The 25,541-nt window shown below is 49.8% G+C and carries 26 protein-coding genes and 2 pseudogenes; 22 read left to right on the plus strand and 6 right to left on the minus strand.

The genetic code is table 11. The annotated features are described in order from the left end of the window. Positions 1 to 27 precede the first annotated feature (27 nt). From Q0144_RS02005 to Q0144_RS02025, 5 genes are all read right to left on the minus strand, one after another. A complete protein-coding gene (locus Q0144_RS02005; protein ID WP_298061260.1) occupies positions 28 to 381 on the minus strand; it encodes a hypothetical protein in 354 nt (117 codons plus the stop codon). A gap of 116 nt (positions 382 to 497) precedes the next feature. After that, a complete protein-coding gene (locus Q0144_RS02010; protein WP_298061262.1) occupies positions 498 to 1,850 on the minus strand; it encodes a coproporphyrinogen III oxidase family protein in 1,353 nt (450 codons plus the stop codon). A gap of 69 nt (positions 1,851 to 1,919) precedes the next feature. Beyond that, positions 1,920 to 2,267: an AzlD domain-containing protein gene (locus Q0144_RS02015; protein ID WP_298061264.1), complete on the minus strand. Its 348-nt coding sequence runs from the start codon at positions 2,265 to 2,267 to the stop codon at positions 1,920 to 1,922. Further along, positions 2,267 to 3,025, minus strand: a complete 759-nt coding sequence (locus Q0144_RS02020) for an AzlC family ABC transporter permease (protein WP_298061266.1) — start codon at positions 3,023 to 3,025, stop codon at positions 2,267 to 2,269. Before Q0144_RS02020 ends, Q0144_RS02015 begins: the two co-directional genes overlap by 1 nt. 221 nt (positions 3,026 to 3,246) lie before the next feature. Further along, on the minus strand, positions 3,247 to 4,809 hold the full coding sequence (locus Q0144_RS02025) for an inorganic phosphate transporter (protein WP_298061268.1): 1,563 nt from the start codon (positions 4,807 to 4,809) through the stop codon (positions 3,247 to 3,249). A gap of 173 nt (positions 4,810 to 4,982) precedes the next feature. Here Q0144_RS02025 and Q0144_RS02030 point away from each other — a divergent pair, with 173 nt between their 5' ends. The 15 genes and pseudogenes from Q0144_RS02030 (at position 4,983) to Q0144_RS02100 (ending at position 20,270) form a co-directional block, all read left to right on the plus strand. Continuing rightward, complete coding sequence (locus Q0144_RS02030) at positions 4,983 to 5,372, plus strand: NAD(P)H-quinone oxidoreductase subunit 3 (protein WP_005869774.1); 390 nt, start codon at positions 4,983 to 4,985, stop codon at positions 5,370 to 5,372. Beyond that, a complete protein-coding gene (locus Q0144_RS02035) occupies positions 5,354 to 5,863 on the plus strand; it encodes an NADH-quinone oxidoreductase subunit B (protein ID WP_177386788.1) in 510 nt (169 codons plus the stop codon). The genes Q0144_RS02030 and Q0144_RS02035 overlap by 19 nt, the downstream gene beginning before the upstream one ends. Continuing rightward, complete coding sequence (locus tag Q0144_RS02040; protein ID WP_298061270.1) at positions 5,863 to 6,651, plus strand: NADH-quinone oxidoreductase subunit C; 789 nt, start codon at positions 5,863 to 5,865, stop codon at positions 6,649 to 6,651. The genes Q0144_RS02035 and Q0144_RS02040 overlap by 1 nt, the downstream gene beginning before the upstream one ends. Next, positions 6,651 to 7,877: an NADH dehydrogenase (quinone) subunit D gene (gene nuoD, locus Q0144_RS02045; RefSeq protein WP_298061272.1), complete on the plus strand. Its 1,227-nt coding sequence runs from the start codon at positions 6,651 to 6,653 to the stop codon at positions 7,875 to 7,877. Before Q0144_RS02040 ends, nuoD begins: the two co-directional genes overlap by 1 nt. Then, positions 7,874 to 8,104, plus strand: coding sequence for an NADH-ubiquinone oxidoreductase subunit E family protein (locus tag Q0144_RS02050; protein WP_295151097.1), 231 nt, complete (start codon positions 7,874 to 7,876; stop codon positions 8,102 to 8,104). Before nuoD ends, Q0144_RS02050 begins: the two co-directional genes overlap by 4 nt. Continuing rightward, the gene (locus Q0144_RS02055; protein WP_298061274.1) at positions 8,101 to 8,808 is read left to right on the plus strand and encodes a hypothetical protein; all 708 of its coding nucleotides are present in this window, start codon (positions 8,101 to 8,103) and stop codon (positions 8,806 to 8,808) included. Before Q0144_RS02050 ends, Q0144_RS02055 begins: the two co-directional genes overlap by 4 nt. 1 nt (position 8,809) lies before the next feature. Continuing rightward, positions 8,810 to 11,515 carry an NADH-quinone oxidoreductase subunit G gene (locus Q0144_RS02060; RefSeq protein WP_298061276.1) on the plus strand — a complete coding sequence of 902 codons (2,706 nt, stop codon included), beginning with the start codon at positions 8,810 to 8,812 and terminating at the stop codon, positions 11,513 to 11,515. Next, entirely contained in the window at positions 11,512 to 12,507 is a 996-nt protein-coding gene (gene nuoH / locus Q0144_RS02065; RefSeq protein ID WP_298061278.1) for an NADH-quinone oxidoreductase subunit NuoH, read from the plus strand. Before Q0144_RS02060 ends, nuoH begins: the two co-directional genes overlap by 4 nt. A gap of 11 nt (positions 12,508 to 12,518) precedes the next feature. Continuing rightward, positions 12,519 to 13,103 (plus strand): annotated as a pseudogene (nuoI, locus tag Q0144_RS02070) (NADH-quinone oxidoreductase subunit NuoI); the annotation flags it as partial. 500 nt (positions 13,104 to 13,603) lie between these two features. Further along, positions 13,604 to 14,131, plus strand: coding sequence for an NADH-quinone oxidoreductase subunit J (locus tag Q0144_RS02075; protein ID WP_298061280.1), 528 nt, complete (start codon positions 13,604 to 13,606; stop codon positions 14,129 to 14,131). Between the two features lies 1 nt (position 14,132). Further along, the gene (nuoK, locus tag Q0144_RS02080; protein WP_005869753.1) at positions 14,133 to 14,456 is read left to right on the plus strand and encodes an NADH-quinone oxidoreductase subunit NuoK; all 324 of its coding nucleotides are present in this window, start codon (positions 14,133 to 14,135) and stop codon (positions 14,454 to 14,456) included. Further along, on the plus strand, positions 14,449 to 16,296 hold the full coding sequence (gene nuoL / locus Q0144_RS02085) for an NADH-quinone oxidoreductase subunit L (RefSeq protein WP_298061282.1): 1,848 nt from the start codon (positions 14,449 to 14,451) through the stop codon (positions 16,294 to 16,296). Before nuoK ends, nuoL begins: the two co-directional genes overlap by 8 nt. Positions 16,297 to 16,303: 7 nt before the next feature. Beyond that, positions 16,304 to 17,833 (plus strand): NADH-quinone oxidoreductase subunit M, encoded by a 1,530-nt coding sequence (locus Q0144_RS02090; protein WP_298061284.1) that lies wholly within the window; start codon positions 16,304 to 16,306, stop codon positions 17,831 to 17,833. Beyond that, on the plus strand, positions 17,823 to 19,613 hold the full coding sequence (locus Q0144_RS02095; protein WP_298061286.1) for an NADH-quinone oxidoreductase subunit N: 1,791 nt from the start codon (positions 17,823 to 17,825) through the stop codon (positions 19,611 to 19,613). The genes Q0144_RS02090 and Q0144_RS02095 overlap by 11 nt, the downstream gene beginning before the upstream one ends. 54 nt (positions 19,614 to 19,667) lie before the next feature. After that, a complete protein-coding gene (locus Q0144_RS02100) occupies positions 19,668 to 20,270 on the plus strand; it encodes a hypothetical protein (protein ID WP_298061288.1) in 603 nt (200 codons plus the stop codon). 147 nt (positions 20,271 to 20,417) lie between these two features. On the opposite strand, the gene miaA is transcribed toward Q0144_RS02100, so the two are convergent. Further along, complete coding sequence (gene miaA / locus Q0144_RS02105; RefSeq protein WP_298061291.1) at positions 20,418 to 21,323, minus strand: tRNA (adenosine(37)-N6)-dimethylallyltransferase MiaA; 906 nt, start codon at positions 21,321 to 21,323, stop codon at positions 20,418 to 20,420. Between the two features lie 96 nt (positions 21,324 to 21,419). Between miaA and mqnP the strand changes: the two genes are divergently transcribed. From mqnP to Q0144_RS02140, 7 genes and pseudogenes are all read left to right on the plus strand, one after another. Continuing rightward, entirely contained in the window at positions 21,420 to 22,289 is an 870-nt protein-coding gene (gene mqnP / locus Q0144_RS02110; protein ID WP_298061294.1) for a menaquinone biosynthesis prenyltransferase MqnP, read from the plus strand. A gap of 9 nt (positions 22,290 to 22,298) precedes the next feature. Next, the gene (locus Q0144_RS02115; protein ID WP_005869739.1) at positions 22,299 to 22,658 is read left to right on the plus strand and encodes a hypothetical protein; all 360 of its coding nucleotides are present in this window, start codon (positions 22,299 to 22,301) and stop codon (positions 22,656 to 22,658) included. Between the two features lie 80 nt (positions 22,659 to 22,738). Next, positions 22,739 to 23,704: a GTP 3',8-cyclase MoaA gene (gene moaA / locus Q0144_RS02120; protein WP_298061296.1), complete on the plus strand. Its 966-nt coding sequence runs from the start codon at positions 22,739 to 22,741 to the stop codon at positions 23,702 to 23,704. Continuing rightward, positions 23,701 to 23,934, plus strand: a pseudogene (locus tag Q0144_RS02125) (7-carboxy-7-deazaguanine synthase QueE); the annotation flags it as partial. The gene moaA and the pseudogene Q0144_RS02125, both read left to right, overlap by 4 nt. Continuing rightward, positions 23,923 to 24,669 (plus strand): 4Fe-4S cluster-binding domain-containing protein, encoded by a 747-nt coding sequence (locus Q0144_RS02130; RefSeq protein ID WP_298061361.1) that lies wholly within the window; start codon positions 23,923 to 23,925, stop codon positions 24,667 to 24,669. The pseudogene Q0144_RS02125 and the gene Q0144_RS02130, both read left to right, overlap by 12 nt. Next, positions 24,666 to 25,247: a 6-carboxytetrahydropterin synthase gene (locus Q0144_RS02135; RefSeq protein ID WP_298061298.1), complete on the plus strand. Its 582-nt coding sequence runs from the start codon at positions 24,666 to 24,668 to the stop codon at positions 25,245 to 25,247. Before Q0144_RS02130 ends, Q0144_RS02135 begins: the two co-directional genes overlap by 4 nt. Continuing rightward, the gene (locus tag Q0144_RS02140; protein ID WP_298061300.1) at positions 25,247 to 25,468 is read left to right on the plus strand and encodes a hypothetical protein; all 222 of its coding nucleotides are present in this window, start codon (positions 25,247 to 25,249) and stop codon (positions 25,466 to 25,468) included. Before Q0144_RS02135 ends, Q0144_RS02140 begins: the two co-directional genes overlap by 1 nt. Positions 25,469 to 25,541: the final 73 nt, after the last annotated feature.

Raw genomic sequence — 25,541 nt, forward strand, 5'->3', positions numbered from 1 at the left:
GAAGCAGGGCTTCCTTGCTATTTAAATTTAATCGCTTATTAGAAATTTCTTTTCCACGCCATCTTCCTTTATGTCGATTATCTTCCACCCCGGTCTATTTAAAAATTTTATAGCTTTTTCATCCAGTTCGGACAATGGCTCCTCGTGATTAAATTTGGTTTTAAAGTAATATAAGAAAAGATCGCCCGTTCGATTTTCATCCATAAGCTGCATTATGCACCTATCGTTTGAATCGCCGCTACCATATCGGTTTATCATCATAAACGGCTCGCAGCTGTTATGAAACGGAAAGCGACCGAAGTTAAAAAGATTGCCGACGAGCTCAAATACAAGGACAAAAAACAGAAACAAAATGAATAGTTTGACCATTCTGTGTTTCACAGCGGCGCTCCTAAGCTTTGAAATCAAAAATTCGTTTGTGTTTTAAATGCCAGACGGTATTTGCGCTTAAGTCGCGGGTGCGTCCAAGCGCTAGTAGCGGCGGTCGGGCGCAAAATTTACGACGCTATCTCGCTTTTTGCCGCGCCGATTGCAGCGGATTCGCTTTCATCCATGATGATGAGCTGTTTTGCGCGCTTAATCTTGGCATCGTCGCGAAACGCCGCGCGCACCTTGTCCATGCCGGTGTAAAATTCCTTCATCAAAACAAGGCACAAATACGCGCCAAATTCCGTCGTGCGGATGATCTCGCCCTCGATCCGCACGGCTCCTGCAAGCCGCAGTAGGCTAAGCTCTCTGCCCAGTTCGCGGCGCAAATTTAGATCGTTTGCGGCGTTAAATTTAGCGATATTGATCTCGCCGCTAAAAAGCTCAGTCAAAAACAGATATTTCGCGCGCTCGGATCTGTTAAAATCGCAGGTGGCGATGACGGTGCTTTCGTTTTTATGCACTCTGCTTGCGTAGTCTTCGAGGTTAAACGCATTTACGAGTAGCCTGCCGCCTAGGAAACTAAACGCACCGCTTCCGATGCCTACGTATTCGTGGTTTGTGCCTACATACTCGTCGTTGATGTTTGATTTCTCGCGAGCGAAGGCCCATGCGTTGCTGCGGTGCCAGCTCGCAAATTCCTTGCAGATGATGGAGTAAAATTCCTCCTCGCGGTCTATGTTGCTAACGCCGAGGCTCCGCGCTATTTGATCGCGCATCAAAGGCGATTTCATCAGCGGATATAGCGTGATCTGCTCCGGTTTTACCGCTTTTGCCGCTTCGATGTCGCGAAGTAAAATTTCGCGAGTTTGAAACGGAAAGTTAAAGATCAGATCTAGGCTTAAAATCGGCAAAATTCCGACCGCTCGGGATAGCTTTTCTTGCAGAATTTCGCCCGAGCCGAATTTGTCGTAGCGTGAAGCTTTGCGTAAAATATCATCATCAAAGCTCTGCACTCCCACGCTTAGGCGGTCTATTAGCCCGCGAAATCGCAGCAAGCTCTCAGGCTCGATGTGGTTGGGATCGCTCTCGCACGAGACCTCTTTGATGCTAAAAAGCGACTTGGCAAGCTCCAGCGTGCGCGCTAGCTCCTCCTCGTCGATGAGCGTCGTGCCGCCGCCTACGTAAAGCGTCTCAAAGTCGTAGCCTGCGTCCTTCGTGCGCTGCATCTCTACGCGTAGCGCGCTAAAATACGCCTTGCACGCGCCGCGTTCGTAGGCGTATTTATGAAAGGAGCAGTACGGGCAAAACGTGTGGCAAAAGGGCACATGCATGTAGAGCATATATTTTTTATCGGGGTTTGGAATTTTAGCGATATTTTCCTGCGTGATGTCGATTCTAAGGGAGTTGTATAGGGATTTTTGCATAGTTTCGGCGGCGTATTTTTTGGCGAAGCTATGTACCATTTGACTGATAAAATTCATAAAACTTTAACCTTTTTTAAACTTAAAAATTAATTTCTGAAGTTTATCGAAAACTAACTTATAAATTTATCAATAATTTAATAAAAAGTGTAGCGCCGCCATATATATTAGCGTAGGAAGCGCTATCGTAACGAGGGAATTGCGAAATTTAGCATGCACGACAAACGCTATAATCAGGCAAGATAGCAGCGTCGCCGTTTGCAGCACATCCGCGCTAAAAGCTCGCTCGCCTGAGAAGCTAGGCAGCATCGTCTTAAGCGCATAGATCGTCAAAACGACCATTATCAAAAGGCCCGAGTTTTTCTGCAGATACGATAAGCTTGGACTCGCGGTCTTTTTCTTAAAAAGTAGCAGCGGCAAAAATCGCGTCAAAATCGTAGCGAGCGAGGCCAGAAAGATATAGGGCAAAATTTCCACTACCTGCTCCTTTTTAAGAATTTTCGCAGCCTGCGTCCAGTGCGTGAAGGTCGCTCGAAGTATTTACGAAAGAGCAGCAAAACCGCAGTGCCGAAAATCAGAGTGCCGAATAAAAAGTATTTTGTAGGAAAGATAAAAAGCCCCGCAAATGCGCAGGCAAATCCTAGCAATAGCACTTTGTATTGCGGGTTTGCTTTAAAAACTTCATAGGTTAGCATCGCAAAAAGCGCAGTTAGGCTAAACTCGACTCCGCTAAAATCAAGCTTTAGGCTTGCTCCCAAAACAGCCCCCGCAACGACGCCCGCGATCCAGTAGGACTGATTTAATACCGCGGTTAGATTATAGAGTAGATCAAGCTCTTTTAGCCTTTGCGGCGTTACGGGCTGTTCGCCGCTAAGCTCCTCGGGGCGCAAAAACGCGCGCGCTTTTAGCAGCGCAAAGGTTTCGTCCGTAAGGGCATATACGGCGTAAATTTTATGACGCACGAAGCGCAGCTCGTCCAACAGCGACATCGTGTAGAAAAAATGGCGAAAATTTAGCAAAAACGCCACGACGAAGGTATCTACGAGCGAGGCGTGGGTTACGATGAAGGCGATCAGCACGAACTCTACGCTGCCTGCGTATATCAGCAGCGAGGTTAGCGCGAGCGCCCATACGGGCAGGTCTTGGCTGATGCCGTAGATACCAAACGCCAGCCCCAGCGGCACGTAGCCCATCATCACGGCGAGGGTGGATCTGAAAATTTCAAATTTACTCATAGCTTTCCTAAATTTAAAAGCGCGATTGTAGCTAAAATTTTATTAAATTTTACAGGGCGTGCGGGCGAGATCTGTGTCGCCGCTAGCGAGTTTTATGCGGTGAGGCGCCGCAAGAGGAGCTGTAAAATTTGCTCGCTTCGGCGCTGTAAAATTTTAAAATTTAGCCCGCATAGAAATTCGCGAAATTTTAAAATTTCGGGGAGTGGATTTTTAAATTTAGCCTAAAATACGTGGCGCAAAAGCACGAATGCAAACGCCGAAAGCAGCGCCGAGACGGGCAGGGTGATAATCCACGCTAGCCCGATCGGCTTCATCAGCGACCAGTTCGTGCTGTGATTTACCAAGCCGATTCCCAAAATCGCGCCGATTAGCACGTGGGTCGAGGAGATCGGAAGCCCCAGCACCGATGCCGCCATGACGACGACGGCGCTTGCGAGCTCGGCACTAAAGCCCGAGGCAGGGTGGATTTTCGTAAGATTGGTGCCTACGGTGGCGATTACTTCTTTGCCGATGAACCAAAGCCCCGCTATGAGGGCTACTGCGAACATTATCATAATCTGCTGCGGCACGGGAGTGGAAGGATTGATACTATTCGTAGCCATCGTATCGATGATGGCGGCAAACGGACCCACGGCATTTGCGATGTCGTTGCTGCCGTGCGAAAACGCAAAGCCGCTAGCGGTGAGCACCTGCAGCCAGCTAAACATCAAAAACGCGGATTTGTTTAAATTTGAGCGGCGCAGGGTTTTAGCGAAAATAAACATCAAAAGCCAGGTAATCAGCGTTGACATACCAATGATCAGGTAGTTGTAAAAATTCGTAAGCCCGAAATTCAGATTATGCAGCCCCTTAAATATCAGCATCGCCGAGATCACGAAAGCACCGATACCAGCTACGGCAGGGATTCCGTACTCTAGGGCTTTGTGGGATTTGAGCTTCTCTTTTTTAGCGTCAAGCTCGATCACCTTTTTATAATACTCGCTATCCAGCTCGCTTGGATCGAAATCGGGATCGCGCATCGCGTAAATATCGTGATTTAGCGCCTCTGCATAGGCGATCTTTTGAATGTCGTCCAGGGTCTCAAAGGTCTTTTTATGCAATTTGCGGAGAGATTTTTTTTCGCGCTTTATGCGGTCGATCTTTATTTGAGCGTAGCGGTTGTAATCCAAAATATAATGTTTGATGAGCCAGAAAATTCCAAAAGAGATCACTCCGCCCAAAATCGGCGAGAGTACCCAAGAGATCGCTATTTTGCCGATTTTATCCCACTGCACGAGCCACAATGCGGAAGTCTCTGCGGTATTAAGCAGGGCGCCTAGCGTAAGCCCCGAGCCCACGATACCGCCTATGATAGCGTGCGTAGTGGATACGGGCAAACCCTTTCTGCTGGCAAAAAGCAACCATGCCCCCGCCGCAAAAAGCGCGCTCATCATTACATAGATAAAATCCCTAGGATGCACATCCATTTTGCTAAGATTGATTATGCCGCTGCGGATCGTCGAGGTTACTTCGCCGCCTGCGATTACCGCGCCGCTTGCTTCAAATACCGCCGCGATACAAAGGGCTTGCGCGATGCTAAGAGTGCCGCTTCCGACGCTAGTGCCGAAGGAATTTGCCACGTCGTTTCCGCCGATATTAAAGGCCATAAAGATGCCCAAAAATACCGAAACTAAAAATAGCATTTTATCGCCGCTTCCTATAAAACCGAATCCCCAGATAAGAAAATAGATTGTTACGCCGCAGAATATGCCGTAGAAAATGAGACTTATCTTGCTAGATTTCATAGCTCTCCCTTAAAATCCGCGAAATTTTACCACACGCGCCTTAATCCCCACTAAATCGCACGGGCGAGGTATATAAATTTTAATTTTAAAAGCGAATTTAGTGGCGCGCGCTAAGCTTTATTAAATCAATACTTCGTTACAATCCACATTAAATTTTAAAACCGAGGCGAAAAATGTCTAGAATTCCGCTGCAAAGCCCGTATTTCGGAATATTCGTAATGCTAATCCTAGCTTTTTGCGTCTTTTCGCTCATCGTTAAACTATCCTCTTTGGTAGGCTCGCGTTTAGCAGATAGGCGCGACGAGCGGCTAAAGGGCGAAATTTACGAAAGCGGTCCCGAGGCCGTCAAACAGCCTAACCGAATGAACTCCCACTTTTTTTTGATAGCCGTGCTTTTCATACTTTTTGACGTCGAGATTATCTTTATGTTTCCATGGGCGGTAAATTTTAAAATTTTAGGCGTGTTCGGGCTCGTGGAGATGGCGTTTTTCATCGTATTATTAGGCATCGGTTTCATCTACGCCTGGAAAAAAGGAGCGCTAAATTGGCAGAGCATAAGATAAACTACGCGCGCGAAAACGGGCTTCCAGTAGTTCTTACCACCGTCGATAAGCTGATTGCGTGGGGCAGAAGTAACTCTTTGTGGGCGATGACGTACGGGCTTGCGTGCTGTGCGATCGAGATGATGGCGGCGGGTGCGGGCAGATTTGACTTCGATCGCTTCGGTACGATATTTCGCGCAAGCGCCAAGCAATCGGATGTAATGATAATCGCAGGCACACTTAGCAAAAAGCATGCCGAGTTTACGCGCCGCCTATACGACGCGATGCCCGAGCCCAAATGGGTCATCAGTATGGGTAGCTGCGCCAATACCGGAGGGATGTTTAATACCTACGCGACGGTGCAGGGCTGCGATCGCATAGTGCCCGTGGATATCTATCTGCCAGGATGCGCGCCTCGCCCTGAGACGCTGCAGTTTGCGCTGATGGTGCTGCAAAAAAAGATCCGCACCCAAACGCCACGCCGTGCACAAAAGGCAAAAAGGCTGATCTGATGAGAAAATTTAATCCCAAAGGCGATCAGAGTAAAAAAAATTACTACAAAGACAGATTTTTTATCCCCGAGGAAACGCCGAAGTTGGAGGTAGCCAAAAGCGATTTTAAAGACGATTTGGATGCGCTTGAAGGCTTTAAAATTTTAAACTCATACGTGGAATTTAACACCCTCGTGCTCTATGTGGAGCCCGCGCAAAATTTAGCGGCGCTACGTGCGCTTAAGAGCGCTGGATATGAAATTTTGTGCGAGCTAAGCGGCGTAGATTTTACCGAGGCTCGCGGCGGCATCGAGGTTTTTTATCAGCTTTTGGATATCAAAAGGGCGCGCCGCGCGCGGCTAAAGTGCTTCGTGCCGAATGAGAGCTTTTTGCAAAGCGCTGCGGGCATCTACAAAAGCGCGAACTGGGCGGAGCGCGAGCTATACGATATGATGGGCGTTTGGATTGAAAATCATCCAAATTTAGCGCGCCTAATAATGCCTGATGATTGGTTCGGATACCCGCTTTTGAAGTCCTATCCGCTGCAAGGAGACGAGTTTGCCAAGTGGTACGAGGTGGATAAAATTTTTGGGCGCGATGCACGTGAACGGATCGGCGAGGAGAACCGAAATTCCGCATTCGTGGATGAAAAAGATACCTTTAACTTCGCGCGGCTCTATCACGAGAGCGGTTATGGCGAGCCGCGGCCGCAAGAGAAAATTTTACAAGAATATCAAGAAGAGGGCGGCGTGCGCTTCGTAAAACGCGCTAAACGCGGAATTTACAAGATCATTACAAAGAGAAAATAATGCAAAATCGAAGCAAGCTAAGACCGTTTTTCGAAAACATCGAGTACGAGCGCGAGGGCGCGAATATGATCTTAAATTTCGGTCCGCAGCATCCAAGCGCGCACGGCCAGCTAAAGCTAGTGCTGGAGCTTGACGGCGAGCGCATCGTGCGTGCGCGCCCGGGCGTAGGCTATATGCACCGAGGCATCGAAAAGATGGCAGAAAATATGATCTACGCGGAATTCGTCCCTGTAACAGACCGCATCGATTACATCGCATCGGGTTCGAACAACTACGGCTTTTGCGCCGCGGTCGAGAAGCTCTGCGGCATCGAAGTGCCGCGCCGCGCACAGATCATCCGCACGATCTTGCTGGAGCTTAATCGCATCAGCTCGCACCTTCTGTTTTTGGGGACGCACGCGCTTGATATCGGTGCGATGACGGTATTTCTCTACTGTTTTCGCTCGCGCGAATACATACTTGATCTCATAGAAAAATACTGCGGCGCGCGCCTTACGCACAATAATATCAAAATCGGCGGCGTATTTTTGGATCTACCTAACGGCTGGCTAGAAGAGATGCTAAAATTTTGCGACGAATTCCCGAGCGATATTAAAGAATTTGAAGATATGCTCGATACGAATAGAATTTGGCTAATGCGAACCGAAGGGGTGGGTGTGATCTCGCACGAAGTGGCTCTTAGCTGCGGCTGTAGCGGAGTAACGCTGCGCGCTAGCGGGCATGCTTGGGATATCCGCAAAGAGGAGCCCTATCTCATCTACGACGAGCTTGATTTTGACGTGCCGTATGCGAGCGAGGGCGATTGCTACGCGCGCTATAAGTGTTATATGGCAGAGATGCGCGAGAGCCTTAAAATTTTGCGCCAGTGCGCCAAACACTATCCGCTGAGCGATCCGCAAATTTTAGCGATCGACCCCGCTTACGTAAATCCTAGCAAAGAGCAGATTATGACGCAGAACTACTCGCTGATGCAGCATTTTGTGTTAGTCACTCAGGGCTTACGCCCGCCCGTGGGCGAAATTTACGCCGCGAGCGAGAGTCCTAAGGGCGAGCTTGGATTTTATATCCGCTCGATGGGCGAAAGTCGCCCGTACCGCCTTAAGATCCGCACGCCGAGCTTTTGGCATTGCGCGGTCTATGAGGAAATTTTGCCCGGGCAGTATCTTGCCGATGCCGCGGCGATCATCGGCAGCACGAATATTATCTTAGGCGAGGTGGATCGATGAAGCGCTACGATTTAAGGCATCTGGGCGATAAATTTTTAAACCGCATGGGCGAAATTTTAAAAAATTCCGCTCACGGCGAGACGATGATCTTTATGTTTGAAATGGGCGATTTTAGCGCAGTTCAAAAAAGCGCAGATCTGGTGGAGGGGCTAAATTCCACGCTTTTAAGCTCGATCCGCTATAACCAAGTCGATTGGATGGTCGTCGCCAAAAAGGGGAGAGGATGAAAATTTTAAATTTCGCGTCGCTGCTTAGCCTGCAAAATCCCGCGCTCGCAGCCAGTTTTCAGAGCGCTGAAATTTTAAGCGTATCGCCGCTGCAAGATCCGCATCTTCCCGGCGAGCTGATAAAATGCGAAATCGGCGCGCAAAGCTTCGTGCTGGCGCTAATCTGCGCTAGTTTTTGCGACGAGCCCTATTTTGCGGATCTGGATCTGGAGTATCTAAGTGGCGAAAGCAGCGTGGGCGAGGAGGAGATCGAGCAGATCGCGGAGTTTTTACGGGGAGGCTGCGACGCGATTTTGATCGACGATGCGCTTATTAAAACTCATCCCGACGCCGAAAATATCAAAGCCTTTCTATCTCTCATAGCGGCGAAGTTCGAGATTAAAATTTTAAATTTACGCGGCGAGCGAGCGGATTTAGGCGCGCAAGAGCGGTTAAATTTAAGCCCGCTTAAAGAACCTGAGAATTTCGACGGCGCCGTGGTTTTTAAGCACGATGCGGACGAGCGGCTCATCGGCGGAAGGTATTTTTGCATGGTCGCAAAGATCAAGGGCGGCGATCGCGTCCGCATCAAGACGCCGCATTTAAATTTGGAAAAAGAATTTATTTTGGATGAGGAGCTAAAGGGCACGATCGCGCTTTTGGGCTCGGGCGGTCAGGGCTTTGGCGGTTATAATTTCGAACTAGCCGAAATTTCTAAGGTTTAAAATGGCAAAGATCACGATCGACGGAAAAGCTTGCGAGTGCGACGAGGGCGAGTATATCTTGCAGGTCGCGCGTCGCTGCGGCGTTTTTATCCCTGCGCTTTGTTATCTAAGCGGCGGTACGCCGACGCTCGCATGCAGGCTTTGTATGGTCGAAGCGGACGGCAAGCGCGTCTATAGCTGCAACGCCAAGGCCAAAGACGGCATGGTCGTTTACAGCCGCAGCCCCGAAATTGACGCCGAGCGCGAGGCGATCACGCAGGTTTATTGTATCAACCATCCGATGGCATGCGGGGTTTGCGATCAAAGCGGCGAGTGCGAGCTTCAAAATTTAGCCCATCTGATGCGCACAAATGCCCAAAGCTACGCTATCCGCGATACGGCGCGCGAGGTGCAGGATTGGGGTTATTTGAGCTATGATCCCAGCCTTTGTATCGTCTGCGAGCGCTGTATTACCGCCGCGAAAGACCGCTTGGGCGTAGATGCGTTTAAACTCGTTCCGCGCGGCGGAGACGCGCCGAGTAAGGAGCAAAAGGACGCAATGCCCAAAGACGCCTACGCCGTATGGAACAAACTTCAAAAAAGCCTAATCGCGCGGGTAAATGAAAATGATGATTGCGTAAACTACGGCGAGAGCGCGGCGGTTTGCCCGACTGGGGCTCTGGTAGAGAGCGCGTTTAAATACGTTTCAAACGCCTGGGAGTTGCGTCAAATCCCCGCTTCCAATCCACACAGCAGCGATTGCGAACTGCTTTATTACGAGGTCAAGCGCCGCGGCATAGGCGACCCGCGTGAAAAAATTTATCGCGTTAGCAGCGACATAAATTTTAGCGTTCTGCATGCAGGAGCGCGCTTCGGCTGGGATTTCTCAAACGAGCGGGCGAGCAAAAACGAAGCGGTTTTTAGCCGTATCGTGCGCGGCATCGAGGACGGCGAGATCAAAAATATTAAATTTAATAGTTTCATCACCAATGAAGAAGCGCGGATTTTAGAGCTTTTGCGGCAAAAATTTAAACTCGCTCTGATCAACGACGAAGCGCTTGCCTATCAAAAATTCCTGCGCGAATTTTCAAAGCTTAGCGGCACGAAATTTTATAATGCGGATTCGCAGACTATTAAAAATAGCGATTTCATCGTAGTTTGCGGCACATTTTTGCGCAGTGACGCTCCAAATCTGGGCTATGCGGTAAACAGCGCCTGCAAGCTAAATAAGGCAAGCGGGATCTATTTTCATCCGTTTTGCGACGAGGGGATTAAGGGCTTTAGTAAAAATTTCATCCATCAACCGCACGCTGTAGGGTTGGAGGCGCAGATCCTGCTTTGGATCTTGCAAAAATTCGGACATGATTTGCCTGAGTGGCTGGATACGAAACTTGCGGCGGAATTTAAAATTTCGCGTGCCGCGGCGAAGCAAAATTTAGACGAGAAATCCGCAGATTCGCAAAATCTTGAGAATTCTGCGGAGGCAAATGGCGCTGGGAACGTTGCGAGTGCGAGCGGTGCCGAAAATTCCGCAAGCGCGGACGGCGCTGAAAATTCCGCAAAAAATTCTGCGCAGAATTCCGAAAATGTTACGGAAAGTAAAATTTCAAATTTTGCCCGCGCGCTTGGTCTGGATGAGCAAAAAATAGATGAAATTTTGGCTAAAAAGGAGTATTTTTCGCTCATCATCGGCGAGGATTTTATCCGAACGCCAAATAGCGCTATGCTCGCGCGCCTGGCGGGTTTGGTGCAGCACTACACGCCATTTAAAGTACTAGTGGTGCCGCCACGCACGAATAGCCTTGGCGTCGCACTCATCTGTGAACTTAGCGCGCAAATGAGCGCTGGTGAGACGCTAGGCTATAACGAAGCGGGTGATATAAGCTTCGGCGTGCTGGAAGCGGATCTGGACGCGCCTAGCTTGGTGCAGCAGGAGGGCACGTTTACGAACTACGACAAGCGCGTAGTGCCTACGAATGCGGCGCTTGATTATCGCGGATACGAGCTAAACGACATCGCCTGTGCGCTGGGAGTTTGCGCGGAGCACGCGATCAGCTATACGTCAAGCTTGGGCGCGGATTTTGAGCAGGTTAAATTTGATGATTTAGAAAATTTTTACGACAACGGCGGCGCAAATCACCGCGGATATGAGCTGCGAAATGAGAAGTTCTCCGCTAGCGAGGAGGAGTTTGAAATTTCGCCTTCCGCGCCGCTTAGAGCAGGCGAAGGCGAAATTTTAATCTATGAGGCAAATCCGCTGCATCAATTTAATAAATTTAGCGGCGCAAGCAGCGGACTAGGCGAAGCGGGCGCGCTGTATCTAAGCCCTAGCATCGCCGAAAGCTTGGGCGTGAGCGCAGGCGACGTCGTTAAAATTTACCAAGCGGACGATGCGGGCCATAATGAAAAAACTAGCGGCGCAGGCAAAACTGGCGCTGCTGATAATGAAAGTGACAAGGGCGGCGCCGGTTATGCGAAAAAAGTGGATCGTGCAAGCGGCGCGCACAAAGTCGGCGCCTCTGATAATGAAAATAGCGAAAGCGGCACAGAGGGGCTCGTAAGCTTAAAGCGCGAAATCGTCGCTAGCGTAAAGATCGATCCAGGCTTTAGCGGGGCGTATCTGCCGTATTTTGATGAGAAACTACGCGGCGAGATATTTTTCAAAACCTCACGCTACGCAAGCGTAAAAATCGAGAAAATTTCAAATTCTAAAGGAGAGGGCAGATGAGCGATAGTGTATTTTATTTCGTAGCCACCGTCTTAAAGGCGCTCGTGATTTTAGCCGTCATCGCGCTGCTCTCGGGACTTGCGACTTACGCCGAGCGTAAGGTGCTTGCCTTTATGCAGCGCAGGATCGGGCCTTCTATGGTCGGGCCTGCGGGGCTTTTGCAGGTGGGCGCGGATATGATAAAGCTTTTTACCAAAGAGGACGCTATCCCTGCGCGAGCGAATAAGCTTCTTTTTAAAATCGCGCCGATCATATCGGCTACGGGAGCTTTCGTGGCGCTTTCGGTAGTGCCGCTGCTACCGGAGTTTACGATCGGCGGGCGGACGATACAGCCGATTTTAAGCGATATAAATGTAGGAATTTTATTCTTGCTCGGAGCTAGCGGCACCTGCGTTTACGGACTGCTGATCGGAGGGCTTGCGAGCTACAATAAATGGGGCACTATAGGCGCGTTTCGCGCGTTTTTGCAGATCACCTGCTTTGAGGTGATAAACGGGCTTAGCCTGATCCCTATCGTGATGATCACTGGCTCGCTCTCGCTCATCGACATCGTAAGCGCGCAAAGCGGCGGCATCGACAAGTGGTTTATCTGGAAAGAGCCCGTCTGCTTCGCGTTATTTCTGATCGCCGCTTTCGTCGAGTGCAACCGCACGCCTCTGTGTCTTACCGAAAACGAAACTGAGATCGTAGCGGGCGCTGGTACGGCGTATTCGGGCATGCGCTGGGGTATGTTTTTTATCGGCGAATATGCCAATATCATAACCTACTCCGTCGTTACGACGCTGCTGTTTTTGGGCGGATTTAACGCATTTTGGTTTATCCCTGGCGGCATTATGATGGTATTAAAATCAAGCCTCGTGTTTTTCTGCTTTCTATGGGCGCGCGCGGCATGGCCGCATCTACGCCCTGATCAGCTGATGGGGCTTTGCTGGAAAGTCTGCATGCCGTTAGCTATTGCTTGCGTGCTAATTACCGCGCTAGCGATCGTTTAAGGAAGGGCGCGATGGCAAGATACGCTCAGATCGACAAAAGAACCCCTATTAAATCCGGCGGCGATAAGTTTCGCAGATTCCTCTCCCGCACCTTTAACGGCGAGCTTTTCGTGGGGCTGTGGGTGGTGTTAAAAAATATGTTTAAGCGCAGCGGCTCGCACACGCTTCGGTATCCTATGGAAAAATTTGTTATGCCGCCTAGATATCGCGGCGTGCATAAGCTAATGCGCCTGCTAGAAAGCGGCAGCGAGCGCTGCATCGGATGCGGCTTGTGTGAGAAGATCTGCGTGGCAAACTGCATCGCGATGGAGACCAGCCTCGGCGCCGACGGCCGCAAAAAGGTAGATAACTACTCGATAAATTTAGGGCGCTGCGTCTACTGCGGGCTTTGCGCGGATGTCTGCCCCGAGATCGCTATCGTGCACGGCTGCGAGTACGAGCTTGCGAGCGAACAGCGCGCGTATTACGGCTTTAAAGAGGATCTTTTGATCCGAGGCGAAAATTTATGCTTAAACGGGGCGGCGCAGGAGTTTGCGGGCTACGGCAGCCTGGATGAAAACGCAGGCGCGCGGATCAAGGTGACGCCGAACGCCTATATAAAAAGCGACGCCGCAAGCGATGAGCTAAGCTCAAAGAGCGCGGATTCAAATTTAAAAAACAGCGCCGCGGAAAGCTCCAAAAAAGAGGGTGCCGCTAGCGATAAAATTCTATTTTCAAAGGGCGCGGGCTTAAGCGGCGAAATTTTATCCAAGCGGCAAGACGTGGGGCGTGCAAGCTTAAAGGAAAGTTCCGCCGCGGACGCCGAAAATTCTAAAGAAAATTCCGTTACGGACGCTCAAAATTCCGCGCCTGATTCACAGCGAAATTCCAAAGAAAATCTCGTCTCTCAGAGCGCCGAAGATTCCGCTACGGATAGTAAAAATTTGGCGGAGAATTCTAAAGAGAGTTCCGTTGTGTCGCATGCTGAAAATTCTGTCGGCGATTCTACGGAAAATTTTAAAAATAATTCCGCTACAAACGACGATTCTTCGGAGAATTCCAAAGAAAATTCCGCCTCGCAAAGCGCCGAGGATTCCGCCGCGCAGGGGGAGGAGCAATGATACAAACGCTTGCATTTTATTTTTTCAGCGCGGTTTGCCTGGCGCTTTTCGGCATCAGCGTTTTTAGCAAAAACGTCCTTTATGCCCTTAGCGCGCTGGCCGGCGGTATGGTCTTTATGAGCGGATTTTTCTTCTTGCTGGATGCGGAGTTTTTGGGCGTAGTGCAGATCATAGTCTACACGGGCGCCGTGATCGTGCTTTACGGCTTCGCGCTGATGTTTTTGGGCGCGGATAAAAACGTAAACGAGCCCAAAAAGGGGGCAAGGCTATTTTTCGCGCTTAGCGGCGTGATTGCATTTTTGCTCGTGATTATCGTGCTCGGCGCAGTGGTTGCGAACAACGTAGAAACGCTTAAAATTTTAAACACCGACGATACCGAGGCGCTTGGGATGATTATCTTTACGAAATATCTGGCGATTTTCGAGCTTGCCGCCGTGATGCTGCTCGTGGCGATGATCTGCGCTATCGTGCTTGCGCATAAGCAGATGGACGCGAGCCTGAGCTACGAAGAGAGCGAGGGATAAAATGGGTCTAAATCACTATCTGATCGTCGCTGCGATGATGTTTGGGCTCGGGCTTGCGGGTATGATGAAGCGAAGAAATTTGATAATGCTCTTTTTTTCGAGCGAAATTTTATTAAACGCCGCAAATTTAGCCCTCGTCGCCGTGGCGAAATTTTACGACAATATAAACGGCGAAATTTTTGCGCTTTTCATCGTAGCGATCGCCGCGAGCGAGATGGCCGTGGGGCTTGGGCTGCTCATCTTGTGGTATAAGAAAACGGGCAGCATCGAACTTGACAGCTTCGTAAATTTTAAAAATCCTTCCAAGGATGGACCGGATGCTTGATACCGTTTTTGTGTGGCTTTTAATCGCCCTTTTCGCACCGCTTGCCTCGGCGATCTTCGCAGGCGTTTTCATTCGCGCCAAAGACAAGATGTTTATTGGCGTAATCTGCTCGGCGCTGGTGATTTTAAGCACTATCGCGTCGCTTGCTTTGATGGAGCTCGTCTCTGACAACCGCCTAATCAGCGTAAGCTTAGCCGATTTCATAAGCACCGGATTTCTGGACGCAAAATTTAGCTTTCTCATAGATAGCGTAAGTGCGGTGATGATGGTGGTCGTAGGTATCGTTTCCAGCGTCGTGCACGTGTATTCGATCTACTATATGTGGGAGGATGAGGGATTTGCTAAATTTTTCAGCTTCCTGGGGCTTTTCGTATTTTCGATGCTGGTTTTGGTAACGAGCGATAATTTTTTAGGGCTTTTCATCGGCTGGGAGGGGGTCGGACTTTGCTCGTGGCTGTTAATAGGCTTTTGGTACGACAGGAGCAATTACAGCTGGTGCGCCAATGAAGCTTTTATAATGAACCGTATCGCAGACCTTGGGATGCTGCTTGGAATTTTTCTGATCTATTTAAATTTCGGCTCGCTGCGCTACGAGGTAGTGTTTGCGAACGCAGCGAGCTTGGAGCCTGAAATTTTAACCCTGATTGCAGCGCTTTTATTCATCGGCGCGATGGGCAAAAGCGCGCAGTTTCCGTTCCATACCTGGCTTGCCGACGCGATGGCGGGCCCGACGCCCGTATCTGCGCTCATCCACGCAGCGACGATGGTTACGGCGGGCGTTTATCTGGTGATCCGCGCAAACGCGATTTTCGCGCTCGCGCCCGAAGTAAGCGGCTTTATCGTCTGCTTGGGCGCTTTCGTGGCGGTCTTTGCGGCGTCGATGGCGCTGGTTCATAACGATCTTAAAAAGATCATCGCCTACTCCACGCTTTCGCAGCTTGGCTATATGTTCGTAGCCGCGGGGCTCGGGGCGTATTGGATCGCGCTATTTCATCTGGCGACGCATGCGTTTTTCAAGGCACTTCTATTTTTGGGAGCGGGTAACGTAATGCACGCGATGAAAGACGATCTAAATATCCAAAATATGGGCGGATTATATAAGTTTATGCGGCCGACGGCGATTTTAATGTGCATAGGCTCGCTCGCGCTTTGCGGATTTTATCCGTTCGCGGGCTTTTTTTCAAAAGATAAAATTTTAGAAGCGGCGTGGAGCGCGGACGCGTATTTTATCTGGGCGCTGCTGTTTGCGGGCGCCGCGATGACGACGTTTTACAGCGTGCGCCTAATAATGCTCGTGTTTTTCGGCAAGCAAAAATTTACCCACCATCCGCACGAGGCGAAAGGCTTTGCCCTCATCGCGATGGGCGTATTAGCCGTGCCTGCGGTGATCGCAGGCTTTTTCGAGCACGATTTTGCTGAGTTCGTGCTTAGCATACTGCCGGGCTTTAAAGCTTCGATCCCGCACGGCGTAGAGGTAATTTTGATCGCCCTAACGCTAGCGATGATAAGCGCGGTGGCGATCGGCACGATTTGGATATACGGCAAGGGTAAATTTAGCCAAAATTTAAAGAACTGCAAATTTTATAAAATTTTGATCGCGCAGTATTTTATCCCGCAAATTTACGAGCGCGTGATCGTGCGCGGATACGCTAAGCTTAGCGAGATCTGCGCTAAATGCGACGGCGCGATCATAGACGCCAGCGTTGATCTGATCGCTCGCGTGGCGGTAAAAAGCGGCGAAGGTGCGGATCGCGCGAGCAATAGCGGAGATTTGAGCGCAAATTTAAGGTGGATGGTTTTGGGATCTTTCATTTTGCTGATTTTGGCGTTTGCGCTGTGAGGTGGGCATGGAATACTTTTTAAGTTTGGTTATATTTTTTCCGGCGGTAGCTGCGGTTTTGGGCTTTTTGATCGACGAAGCGAGCATTAAGACCTATGCCGTTACGATGAGCTTTATAGAGTTTGTGCTTTCGCTCGTTTTGTGGATACTCTATGAGCCGGTGGACGGCATCGCGTTTAGCGTGCTGCACCCTTTCATAAGCGAATACGGCATCAACTACTTCATCGGCGTGGACGGAATTTCGCTGTTTTTAGTGATCCTAAGCACGCTGGTTACATTTTTGGCGCTGCTTAGTCTAAGCATTAAAGAGTGCGCCAAAAATTTAATCATCTGCATTTTGTTTTTAGAGATGACGATGGTGGGCGTTTTTGTGGCGCTGGATGCGATTTTGTTTTACATCTTTTGGGAGCTTTCGCTTATTCCGATGCTCTATATCATCGGCGCATGGGGCAGCGGCAAGAGAATTTACGCCGCGGTAAAATTTTTCATCTACACCTTTCTAGGTTCGATGTTTCTACTCGTAGGGCTCGTAGCGATGAGCTATTTCTATCACGAGGCTACGGGCGAGTATAGCTTTAATATCCTAGACTGGCAGAGCTTGTCGCTGCCGCTTAGCACGCAAATTCCTCTATTTTTGGCATTTTCGGTCGCTTTTGCGATCAAGACGCCTTGCTTTCCTTTTCATACCTGGCTTCCGTACGCGCACGGGCAGGCTCCTACGATAGGCTCGGTTCTGCTTGCTGCAGTGCTTCTTAAGATGGGCACCTACGGCTTCGTGCGATTTTCGCTGCCGCTATTTCCCGACGCGAGCGTGCATTTTAGCGGGATAATGTGCGCCGTAGCGATCGTTATGATCATCTATGCAAGCTTCATCGCCTTTGCACAAAAAGACATCAAGCAGGTTATCGCGTACAGCTCGATCGCTCATATGGGCGTCATAATGCTTGGAATTTTTTCAATGAGCGCAGAAGGGGTGAGCGGCGCGGTATTTTTGATGATCAGCCACGGCATCGTAAGCGGCGGGCTTTTTATGCTCGTAGGCTTTTTATACGACCGCAGGCACACGAAGCTTTTCAGCGAGTTCGGCGGGCTTGCGCGGGTGATGCCGCTTTATGCGTTTTGCTTTTGCGTCGTGCTGCTAGGCTCGATAGGCCTTCCGCTTACCATCGGCTTCGTGGGAGAATTCCTAAGTCTTGCGGGGATTTTTAAAATAAGCTTTAGTTACGCGCTTTTGGGCGGACTCGGCATAATAATGGGCGCGATCTATTCGATGAACCTTTATAAAAAGACCTTTTTCGGCGCGCTCGTGCATGAGGAGAATAAAAAGCTAAGCGATCTAAACAGAACCGAGCTTTGCTCTATCATCCCGATCTGCGTGCTGGTGGTAGTGCTCGGCGTCGCGCCGAATCTGATGTTAAAGAGAATCGAGCCCAGCGTGACGCAAAGCCTTGAGCTGATGTTTAATAAAGCCTCTCAAACCGCGACTCGTGCCTATATGGAAAAAGCAAATTTTAAGGTAAGAAGCGATGCAAAATAATCTTTTAAATTTAGCCTCGATCGCGCCTATGGCGATGCTCGGAGGATTTGCCCTGCTGATGCTCGCAGTTTCGCTTTTTGCGCGCACGCTATCGTATAAATTTTATGCTGTCATCACGATACTGGCGCTAGCTCTGGGCTTCGGGCTTGTTTTTGGATACAACAGCGGCATACGCGGGCTTTTCGACGTGATGCTGGTGGACGGAATCGCGACGCTATCGATGCTTATCATGCTCGCAGGCTCGATATTTTTCATCTTTCTGTCTTTGGGTGCAAGAAGCGCGCATGAGTACTACACGGCGGAGTTTTTCGTGCTGTTTTTATTCGTGCTCGTGGGCTATGAGTTTATGGTCGCGAGCGAAAGCTTAATGATGATCCTCGTTGGGCTTGAAACAGGCTCGCTGGCGCTTTATACGTTAATCGCGCTTCACAACCGCGCCAGATCGGTAGAAGCGGCGCTAAAATACTTCATAATGGGCGCGCTGGGATCGGGCTTTTTCGCATTCGGCGCGGCGATGTTTTTTCTATCGACCGGCTCTATGGAAATTTCAAACATCGCGCAGATCGCCAAGAGTTCAAATTTACAAACCAACGTCTTGCTTTTCGCCGCCTGCTCATTTATGATCGTCTCTATAGGATTTAAGCTCTCGCTGATCCCGTTTCACACCTGGACGCCCGACGTTTACGAGGGTGCGAGCTCCGCTATGGCGGGCTTTTTGTCCGTCGTGCCCAAGATCGCGGGCTTTGTCGTTGCGATCAGGCTGTTTGAAGCGCTGCAAAGCATCGGCGTGCAGTGGCTAAACATCGTGCTCTACGCCGTAGCGGTGCTTACGATGAGCTTAGCGAACCTTATGGCGCTCGTACAGCGCGACGTCAAGCGGATGCTTGCTTTTAGCTCCGTTTCGCACGCGGGCTTCGTGCTCTGCGCGATCGTGATCGGCTCGACGCAGGCAAACGCCGCACTTTTCAACTACTGGATACTATATGCCGTCGCGAACCTCGGCGCGTTTGCGTTCATTTGGTGCGTGCGGGAGAGGCGCGCACGCAGCTTTGGGTCTGGGCCCGAAGTTAGCGCGGAGGGTTTGAAATTTTGCTACGAAAACAGCGCGTCAAACGGGCAAAATTTTAAGACGGAGCCTGCTTACGCGCGCGACGACGGGCTAAATTTTAAAGCCGAAGCGGACGAGAGAAATTTTAAGCTCGAGGATGAGGTCGGCAAAGGAAATTTCAAAACCGAGAGGTTTGAAAAAAATTTTAAATTTGACGGTGGCGCGCGAGGTGGAGATATTAAAATCGACCGCGGCGCGCAGACTAGGAGCCGTGCCGATAAGTCCAGCGCCAAAATTTGCGCGCAAAGCTCCAAGTTCGCGGCTCGCTTCGAGCATCCGTTTGAGAAATTTGACGGTCTGATCCGCACCCATCCACTCTTTGCGCTATGCGCAGCGATCTTCATGCTCTCGCTTGCGGGCGTTCCGCCGTTTAGCGTGTTTTGGGGCAAGATGTATCTGCTAAGCGCCGCGGTCAATTCGGGCTACTTTGCTCTCGCCGTTATCATGGCGGTAAATAGCGCGCTCGCGCTGTATTACTACCTGCGCCTCATCGTGCGTATGTTTTTGCACGAGCCGCGAAAGGACGCGGAGCTTGACGGCTCGCTGGGAGCGGTCTCGGTGCAGATAAAATTCGCCGTCGTGCTAGCTAGCGTGGCGTGCGTGCTGGCGCCGTTTTTGGTGAAATTCCTAACCGGCGCGGTAAATAATTTCGTCTTTTTAAGCGGGTATTGAGCTTAAATTTTAAGCGCGAATTGAACCCACCGCGCTTTGCCAACAAGGAGAGATATGTTTTTGGGCGAGCTAAGTGCTGACGGCTACGGTTTTGCGCTGCTTGATGTGCGCGATTTGAGTGAGTTTTTAAAGGAACGAAAATGCAGAGCAAAAAAGCTTCTAAGCTACTGGGACGCGCACAAGCAGCTGTTTTATGACGCCGTAAAGGGCGCTAAAGCTTTACCCTTCTACCCGCTTACGGTGCGCAGCTATGAGATCTTCGTTTGCATGGACGAGGAGTTTGCGCTGCCTGCGGGCTACGAAGTGGCTTTCAAGCGCGATAAGCTGTATTTCGCCCCGCAAAGCGGCTCCGCGATCCTAGCGAGCTTCGATGCTTTGCAATATCGTTTCGATAAGCTAAAAAGCGGCGAACTCGAGCTAGGCTATGAGTGCCAAAGCGGCGCTGCGGGCAAGATACGAAAATTTAATTCCACGCTCAAGCTCGGCTTGCAAAGCGGCACTTACGAGCTTTGCGTCGTTGGGCTAAAAAACAGCTCGCAGCACCCCGAGAAATACGGTTACGCCTTTATTTTCAAGCGCAATGCAAGCGCGGAAAATCAAAATTTTGATAGGCTTGATAACAATAAATTTAGCTTTGATATTTGCGAAGGCGATTAAATTTGACCGAAATTCTGCGTCACGCAAGGCCTCGGCGCGCCCCGCAAAATTTTAAAGATACGACCGGCGCGGTAAATTTAAATCTAAATTTTACTTCCTTGTCTCACTTTTTTCTAGCAAGCGCACAAATTTTGATAAATTTTGATTTTAAATCTCGCGGCGGAGGAGCTTTAAAATTTCACGCTCCAGCTCTTGCGGTGGCGCCGAAATTTTATCCGCAAACTGCGAGCGGTTGAAGGTGCGCTGGCGCTTTGCAAGCTGTACCGTGTGCAGGCTTACGAGCTGCTCGCACTGCACCCGCGTGATCTGTCCGCGCAAAAGCTGCCCGCACTCCTTTAGCCCGATACAGCCTAGCGCCCTGCACTCCGCACCGTAGCGGGCGAATAAAAACTCCGCTTCTTCTAAAAGCCCGCGCTCAAACATCGCCTTCGTGCGCGCTTCGATGCGCTGTGCAAGCCACTGCTTAGGCGCGTCGATCTCAAAAATTTTAATATCCGAAATGACGGGCGGGGCGGTGTTTTCGTGCAAAAATTTACTTGGCGTCTCGCCGCAAAATTTATAGATGCTTAGCCATTTTTGTAAACGAAAGCTGTCCGCCGCGCTAAGCTTTGCGGCAAATTCCGGATCGATCTGCTGCGCTAGAGCGTAAATTTCATCGTTTGAAATTTCATTTTTAAAATCGGGAACCTTCGGCGCCAGACCGCTTAGCATCGCTTTTAGATAAAATCCGCTGCCCCCAGTGATTATCAAAGGCGCACCGCTACGCTCTGCAAAAGCCCGCGCGGCCGCGTACTCTTTTATAAACTCGCCGACGCTGAAGTACTCGTTTGGGTAGATTAAATTTACGCCGAAGTGCTTGATCTCGCGCAGCTGCTCCTCGCTTGGCTTAGCGCTTGCGATGTCGATTTGCCGGTAAATGCAGAGCGAATCCAGGCTCAAAATCACGGCGCCGGTCTCTCGCGCGATACTTAGTGCAAGATCGCTTTTGCCGCTTGCGGTGGTGCCGATGATCGCGATCTGCGGGCTTGCGTGCGAGTTTTGATTCTGGTTCAAGGCGTTTCCTTTCGTAAATTTTTCGTTCAAATTATATCAAATTTAGAGCTATTCTTACTTTTTTTTGATACAATGGTGCCCAAAATAAGGGACGAAATGGCTAAATTTAAAGAAATTTTATCCGATATCAACGAATTAATAGTTTTTAAACACTCGGTTTTCGCGCTACCGTTTATCTTTACGGCGATGATTACCGCGAGCAAGCTGCAAAACGGCTCGATATGGTTCGGCTGGAAGTTGCTTTTTTTAGGGACTTTATGCGCGGTGAGCGCAAGAAGCTTCGCTATGGCGCTAAATCGCTACTTGGACGAAGACATCGACCGCGCCAATCCGCGTTGTGCTTCGCGCCCTAGCGTGGACGGACGGATCGGGCGCGGCAATTTACTGCTTTTCATCATCGCAAATGCAGTGGTTTTCATAGCGGTTTCGGCGCTTATAAATCCTTTGGCGCTTAAGCTTTCGGTGCCGATTTTAGCGGCATTGGGGGGGTATTCATATTTTAAACGCTTTAGCGAGACCGCGCATTTAATGCTCGGCTTTTGCTTAGGGCTTGCGCCGATTGCCGGAGCGATCGCCGTTAGCGGCGTAATTCCGCTATGGTCGGTGCTACTATGTCTCGGGGTAGTATTTTGGGTAGGCGGCTTTGACGTGCTGTATTCGCTTCAAGATATGGAATTTGACCGCAGCAATGGGCTTTACAGCATCCCTGCGCTTTACGGCAAGGAAGCCTCGATGTTTATCTCTAAAATTTTTCACGCCGTGGCGGTGCTTTTTTGGCTGCTGTTTTGCGCGGCGGCAAATTTAGGTTTTTTTGCCTATCTTGGCGTGGCTGCGTGCGCGACGATCTTGTACTTTGAGCATAAGATCGTACGTAGTGATTTTAGCAAGATCGATCGCGCGTTTTTTACGCTGAATGGCTATTTGGGCATCGCCTTTTTTGCTTTTATTTTTGTAAATTTATTTTAAGGAACCCCTATGGATCTTAACACCATCATCATTTTAGGACTTTGCGTCGTTATATTTTTAATGTTTTTCGTCATATATTTTAAGGATAAGCAAGCGGATAAAAAATTCGAGCGCTTCGATCAGGTTCTGACCGACGCTATGCAGGAAAACTATCTGCTTAAAAAGAAGGTCGAGGAGCTAAAAGAGATGATCGATTCGGGCGGCAAAGTCGCTCCCAATATCGATATAAACGCGATTGCCGACGTAATCGACGAGACGATAGAGCAGAGGCTAGATGTAGTGCCTACGATGATCGACGAGCGGGTAGAAAAGCAGATCAGACCGCTACTAGATCAGCTTAAAGAGCTCATCGGCTCGGTAAGAAAATAACGAGAGCAATATAAAAATAAAATTTTGCAAAATCGCTTTGTTTTTTATATAATCGCCGCAAATTGATATTAAGGCAAAATATGCTAATTGATAAATTTGGACGAACGATCGATTATTTGCGCATTTCAGTTACGCAGCGGTGTAATTTCAGATGCAGATATTGCATGCCTGCTACGCCGTTTAACTGGGTGCCGCGAGAGAATATTTTAAGCTTTGAGGAGATGTTTTTATTCGTCAAAGTTGCGATCGACGGCGGCGTAAAAAAGATCCGTATCACGGGCGGCGAACCACTGGTGCGAAAGGGGATCGAGGATTTTATAAAGATGATCGCGGATTATGCTCCAAATATCGATCTTGCGCTTACCACTAACGGATATTATCTCAAAAACTACGCGCGCGCCCTTAAAGACGCGGGGCTAAAGCGCATCAATATGTCGCTTGACTCGCTGCGTCCGGAGCGAGCTAAATTTATAGCTCAGCGCGGCGTGCTTTATAACGTCCTGGAGGGCCTTGACGCCGCGCTTGAAGCGGGGTTAAAGGTTAAGCTAAACACCGTCGCGCTAAAAGGGATCAACGACGACGAGCTTATTTATTTGTTGGAATTTGCCCGCGAGAAGGATTGCCAGATCCGCTTCATAGAATTTATGGAAAACACCCATGCCGGCGATCTTACGGGATTAAAATCGAGTGAAATTTTAGATATTTTAAGGCGTAAATTTATCTTTACCGCTCTGCCGAAATCTCAGAGCTCGCCCGCGTCGCTTTACGCGCTCGGGGACGGCTACACCTTCGGTATCATCGATCCGCACAAACACGATTTTTGCGAGAGCTGCAACCGTATCAGACTAAGTGCCGAGGGGCTTTTGATCCCTTGTCTTTACTTCGAGGACGCACTAAGTATCAAAAAGGCGGTCAAAGAGGGCGACATCGCCGCAGCCGCCGAAATTTTGGCTAAAATTTTAGCGAATAAGCCCGAGAAAAATCGCTGGCAAACGGACGCTTCGAATGAAATTTCAAGCCGCGCTTTTTACGAGACGGGCGGATGAGGCTCGTAGAGAGCTTTTTAAGTATCCAGGGCGAGGGCAAGTATGCGGGCAGGCTCGCGTTTTTCTTTCGCTTTGCGGGCTGCAATCTGCGCTGCGAGGGCTTCGGCGGCGAGCGCATTTCGCCAAAAACGGGCGAGACGCTACGCGGCTGCGATACGATCCGCGCGGTATTTACAAATCACTTCGAGCACGAAGAAATTTTAAATTTAGCCCAGCTTTTGAATAAAATTCCAAATTTATTCGCTTCGTCCTGTTCCCTACCTGCTTGCTCTGCATTAGGTTTTTGCGGCGCCACCGAACCTTTTTCTAAAAGCGATACCTTAAATTTCGCCGCCGCGCAAAGACTTCCCCGCCAAAACGGTAGCGCAGAAAAATCTTTAAATTTAACGAGCGAAAATTCTTTAAATTTCGCGGCGCAAATTTCCTCAAATTTAAATCTGCATAGCTCCGTCTCGCCACAGAGCGCTAAGCTTTACCAAAAGCCGATCGTCGTTATTACAGGCGGCGAGCCGCTACTGCACCATAAAGAGGCGCTATTTTACGAGTTCGTCTGCGAGCTGCTCGCGCGCGGATACGAAGTGCACTTCGAAACCAATGGCACGATTTTCGTGGATTTTGAAAAATTTCCCGCCTACAAAAGCTGCGTCTTTGCGGTCTCGCCTAAGCTTTCAAACTCCGCCGAGCCGCGCGAACGCAGGTTGAGCTTCGCCGCGCTGCGAAGCTTAAAACAAAACGCAAAAGATAGTTTTTACAAGTTCGTCATCTCGCCCGAGTTTGACGCGCAGCCCGAGATCGCTGAAATTTTAGCGGCGTGCGAGAGCGAGGTTTATTGCATGCCGTGCGGCGCAGATCGTCGCGAGCTGGAAAGCGGCGCGCAATTTTGCGTGGATTTTTGCCTAAAAAACGGCTATAATTACTCCGATCGCCTGCACATTAGAATTTGGGGCGAGAAGGACGGGGTATGATAATCAGGAAATTATACGAATTCGAAAACGCTCACATCGTGCGCCTGTGCGGCTCGAAGCGGTGCCGCACGAGCATCCACGGTCACTCCTACAGATGCGAAATTTTGCTTAGCTCAAATTTTTTAGATGAAGCGGGTATGGTTTATGACTTCGGCTACATGAAGCTCGGTATTCGCGAGCTTATCGATAGTTTCGACCACGCTACGACGATCTACGCGCGCGATGATGCGGGCTACATCGCGGATCTTAAAAAACACAGTGCGCGCTGGGTACAGATACCGCTAAATCCGAGCGCGGAGCAGTTTTGTAGAATTTTTTTCGTTCTAATCGACCGACTTTTGAGCCTGACTCAGATGCAAAACGGTGAGCGCGAAGTAAAGCTTCACAGCGTCATCGTGCACGAAACGGCCACCGGCTACGCGCAGTGCTTCCGCGAGGACGCCTACAACGCGCAGATGGGCGAGATCGCGCTGGATGAGATAGAATTCTCGCCCGCCGTGCGCGAGGAGTGGAGGCAACCTGAGCTTTGGCAAAAGCTGCTACGCGGCGAAAAAATCATCTATCCAAAGGATTGCTGATGAGAAATTTATTTAAATTTGGCGCGGGGCTCGTTCGCATTTTTGCCGCGTGCGCAATCTTTGTCTGCGCGCTTGCTTTGGGCGGTTGCGACGATGAGAAAAAGGACGCCCTGCAAAAGCCGCCGGTAGATAGCGAGGTGCCGAAGGACGTGCCTATCGCGCCTAGCGAGCCTAAAATCGATATAAATGCCGATATGCCGCCGCTTCCGGTGACAGAATAAGGCGGAGCATTGAAAAATCTGCGTCTAAATTTGAAAATTTTTAAAATTTGCGTTGTTCGTATGCGGCGCGCAA

Source organism: uncultured Campylobacter sp. (genome assembly GCF_938045345.1).
Classification (GTDB): Bacteria; Campylobacterota; Campylobacteria; order Campylobacterales; family Campylobacteraceae; genus Campylobacter_B.

What these genes read in the sequence shown, in the direction of transcription:
- Q0144_RS02040 (WP_298061270.1), top strand. Translation starts at nt 5,863, where the DNA reads ATGAGAAAATTTAATCCCAAAGGCGATCAGAGTAAAAAAAATTACTAC.
- moaA (WP_298061296.1), top strand. Translation starts at nt 22,739, where the DNA reads ATGCTAATTGATAAATTTGGACGAACGATCGATTATTTGCGCATTTCA.
- Q0144_RS02090 (WP_298061284.1), top strand. Translation starts at nt 16,304, where the DNA reads ATGGAATACTTTTTAAGTTTGGTTATATTTTTTCCGGCGGTAGCTGCG.
- Q0144_RS02010 (WP_298061262.1), bottom strand. Translation starts at nt 1,850, where the DNA reads ATGAATTTTATCAGTCAAATGGTACATAGCTTCGCCAAAAAATACGCC.
- Q0144_RS02050 (WP_295151097.1), top strand. Translation starts at nt 7,874, where the DNA reads ATGAAGCGCTACGATTTAAGGCATCTGGGCGATAAATTTTTAAACCGC.
- Q0144_RS02025 (WP_298061268.1), bottom strand. Translation starts at nt 4,809, where the DNA reads ATGAAATCTAGCAAGATAAGTCTCATTTTCTACGGCATATTCTGCGGC.
- Q0144_RS02020 (WP_298061266.1), bottom strand. Translation starts at nt 3,025, where the DNA reads ATGAGTAAATTTGAAATTTTCAGATCCACCCTCGCCGTGATGATGGGC.
- mqnP (WP_298061294.1), top strand. Translation starts at nt 21,420, where the DNA reads ATGGCTAAATTTAAAGAAATTTTATCCGATATCAACGAATTAATAGTT.
- Q0144_RS02030 (WP_005869774.1), top strand. Translation starts at nt 4,983, where the DNA reads ATGTCTAGAATTCCGCTGCAAAGCCCGTATTTCGGAATATTCGTAATG.
- Q0144_RS02075 (WP_298061280.1), top strand. Translation starts at nt 13,604, where the DNA reads ATGATACAAACGCTTGCATTTTATTTTTTCAGCGCGGTTTGCCTGGCG.
- nuoK (WP_005869753.1), top strand. Translation starts at nt 14,133, where the DNA reads ATGGGTCTAAATCACTATCTGATCGTCGCTGCGATGATGTTTGGGCTC.
- Q0144_RS02135 (WP_298061298.1), top strand. Translation starts at nt 24,666, where the DNA reads ATGATAATCAGGAAATTATACGAATTCGAAAACGCTCACATCGTGCGC.
- nuoL (WP_298061282.1), top strand. Translation starts at nt 14,449, where the DNA reads ATGCTTGATACCGTTTTTGTGTGGCTTTTAATCGCCCTTTTCGCACCG.
- nuoH (WP_298061278.1), top strand. Translation starts at nt 11,512, where the DNA reads ATGAGCGATAGTGTATTTTATTTCGTAGCCACCGTCTTAAAGGCGCTC.
- Q0144_RS02060 (WP_298061276.1), top strand. Translation starts at nt 8,810, where the DNA reads ATGGCAAAGATCACGATCGACGGAAAAGCTTGCGAGTGCGACGAGGGC.
- nuoD (WP_298061272.1), top strand. Translation starts at nt 6,651, where the DNA reads ATGCAAAATCGAAGCAAGCTAAGACCGTTTTTCGAAAACATCGAGTAC.
- Q0144_RS02095 (WP_298061286.1), top strand. Translation starts at nt 17,823, where the DNA reads ATGCAAAATAATCTTTTAAATTTAGCCTCGATCGCGCCTATGGCGATG.
- Q0144_RS02100 (WP_298061288.1), top strand. Translation starts at nt 19,668, where the DNA reads ATGTTTTTGGGCGAGCTAAGTGCTGACGGCTACGGTTTTGCGCTGCTT.
- Q0144_RS02055 (WP_298061274.1), top strand. Translation starts at nt 8,101, where the DNA reads ATGAAAATTTTAAATTTCGCGTCGCTGCTTAGCCTGCAAAATCCCGCG.
- Q0144_RS02115 (WP_005869739.1), top strand. Translation starts at nt 22,299, where the DNA reads ATGGATCTTAACACCATCATCATTTTAGGACTTTGCGTCGTTATATTT.
- Q0144_RS02140 (WP_298061300.1), top strand. Translation starts at nt 25,247, where the DNA reads ATGAGAAATTTATTTAAATTTGGCGCGGGGCTCGTTCGCATTTTTGCC.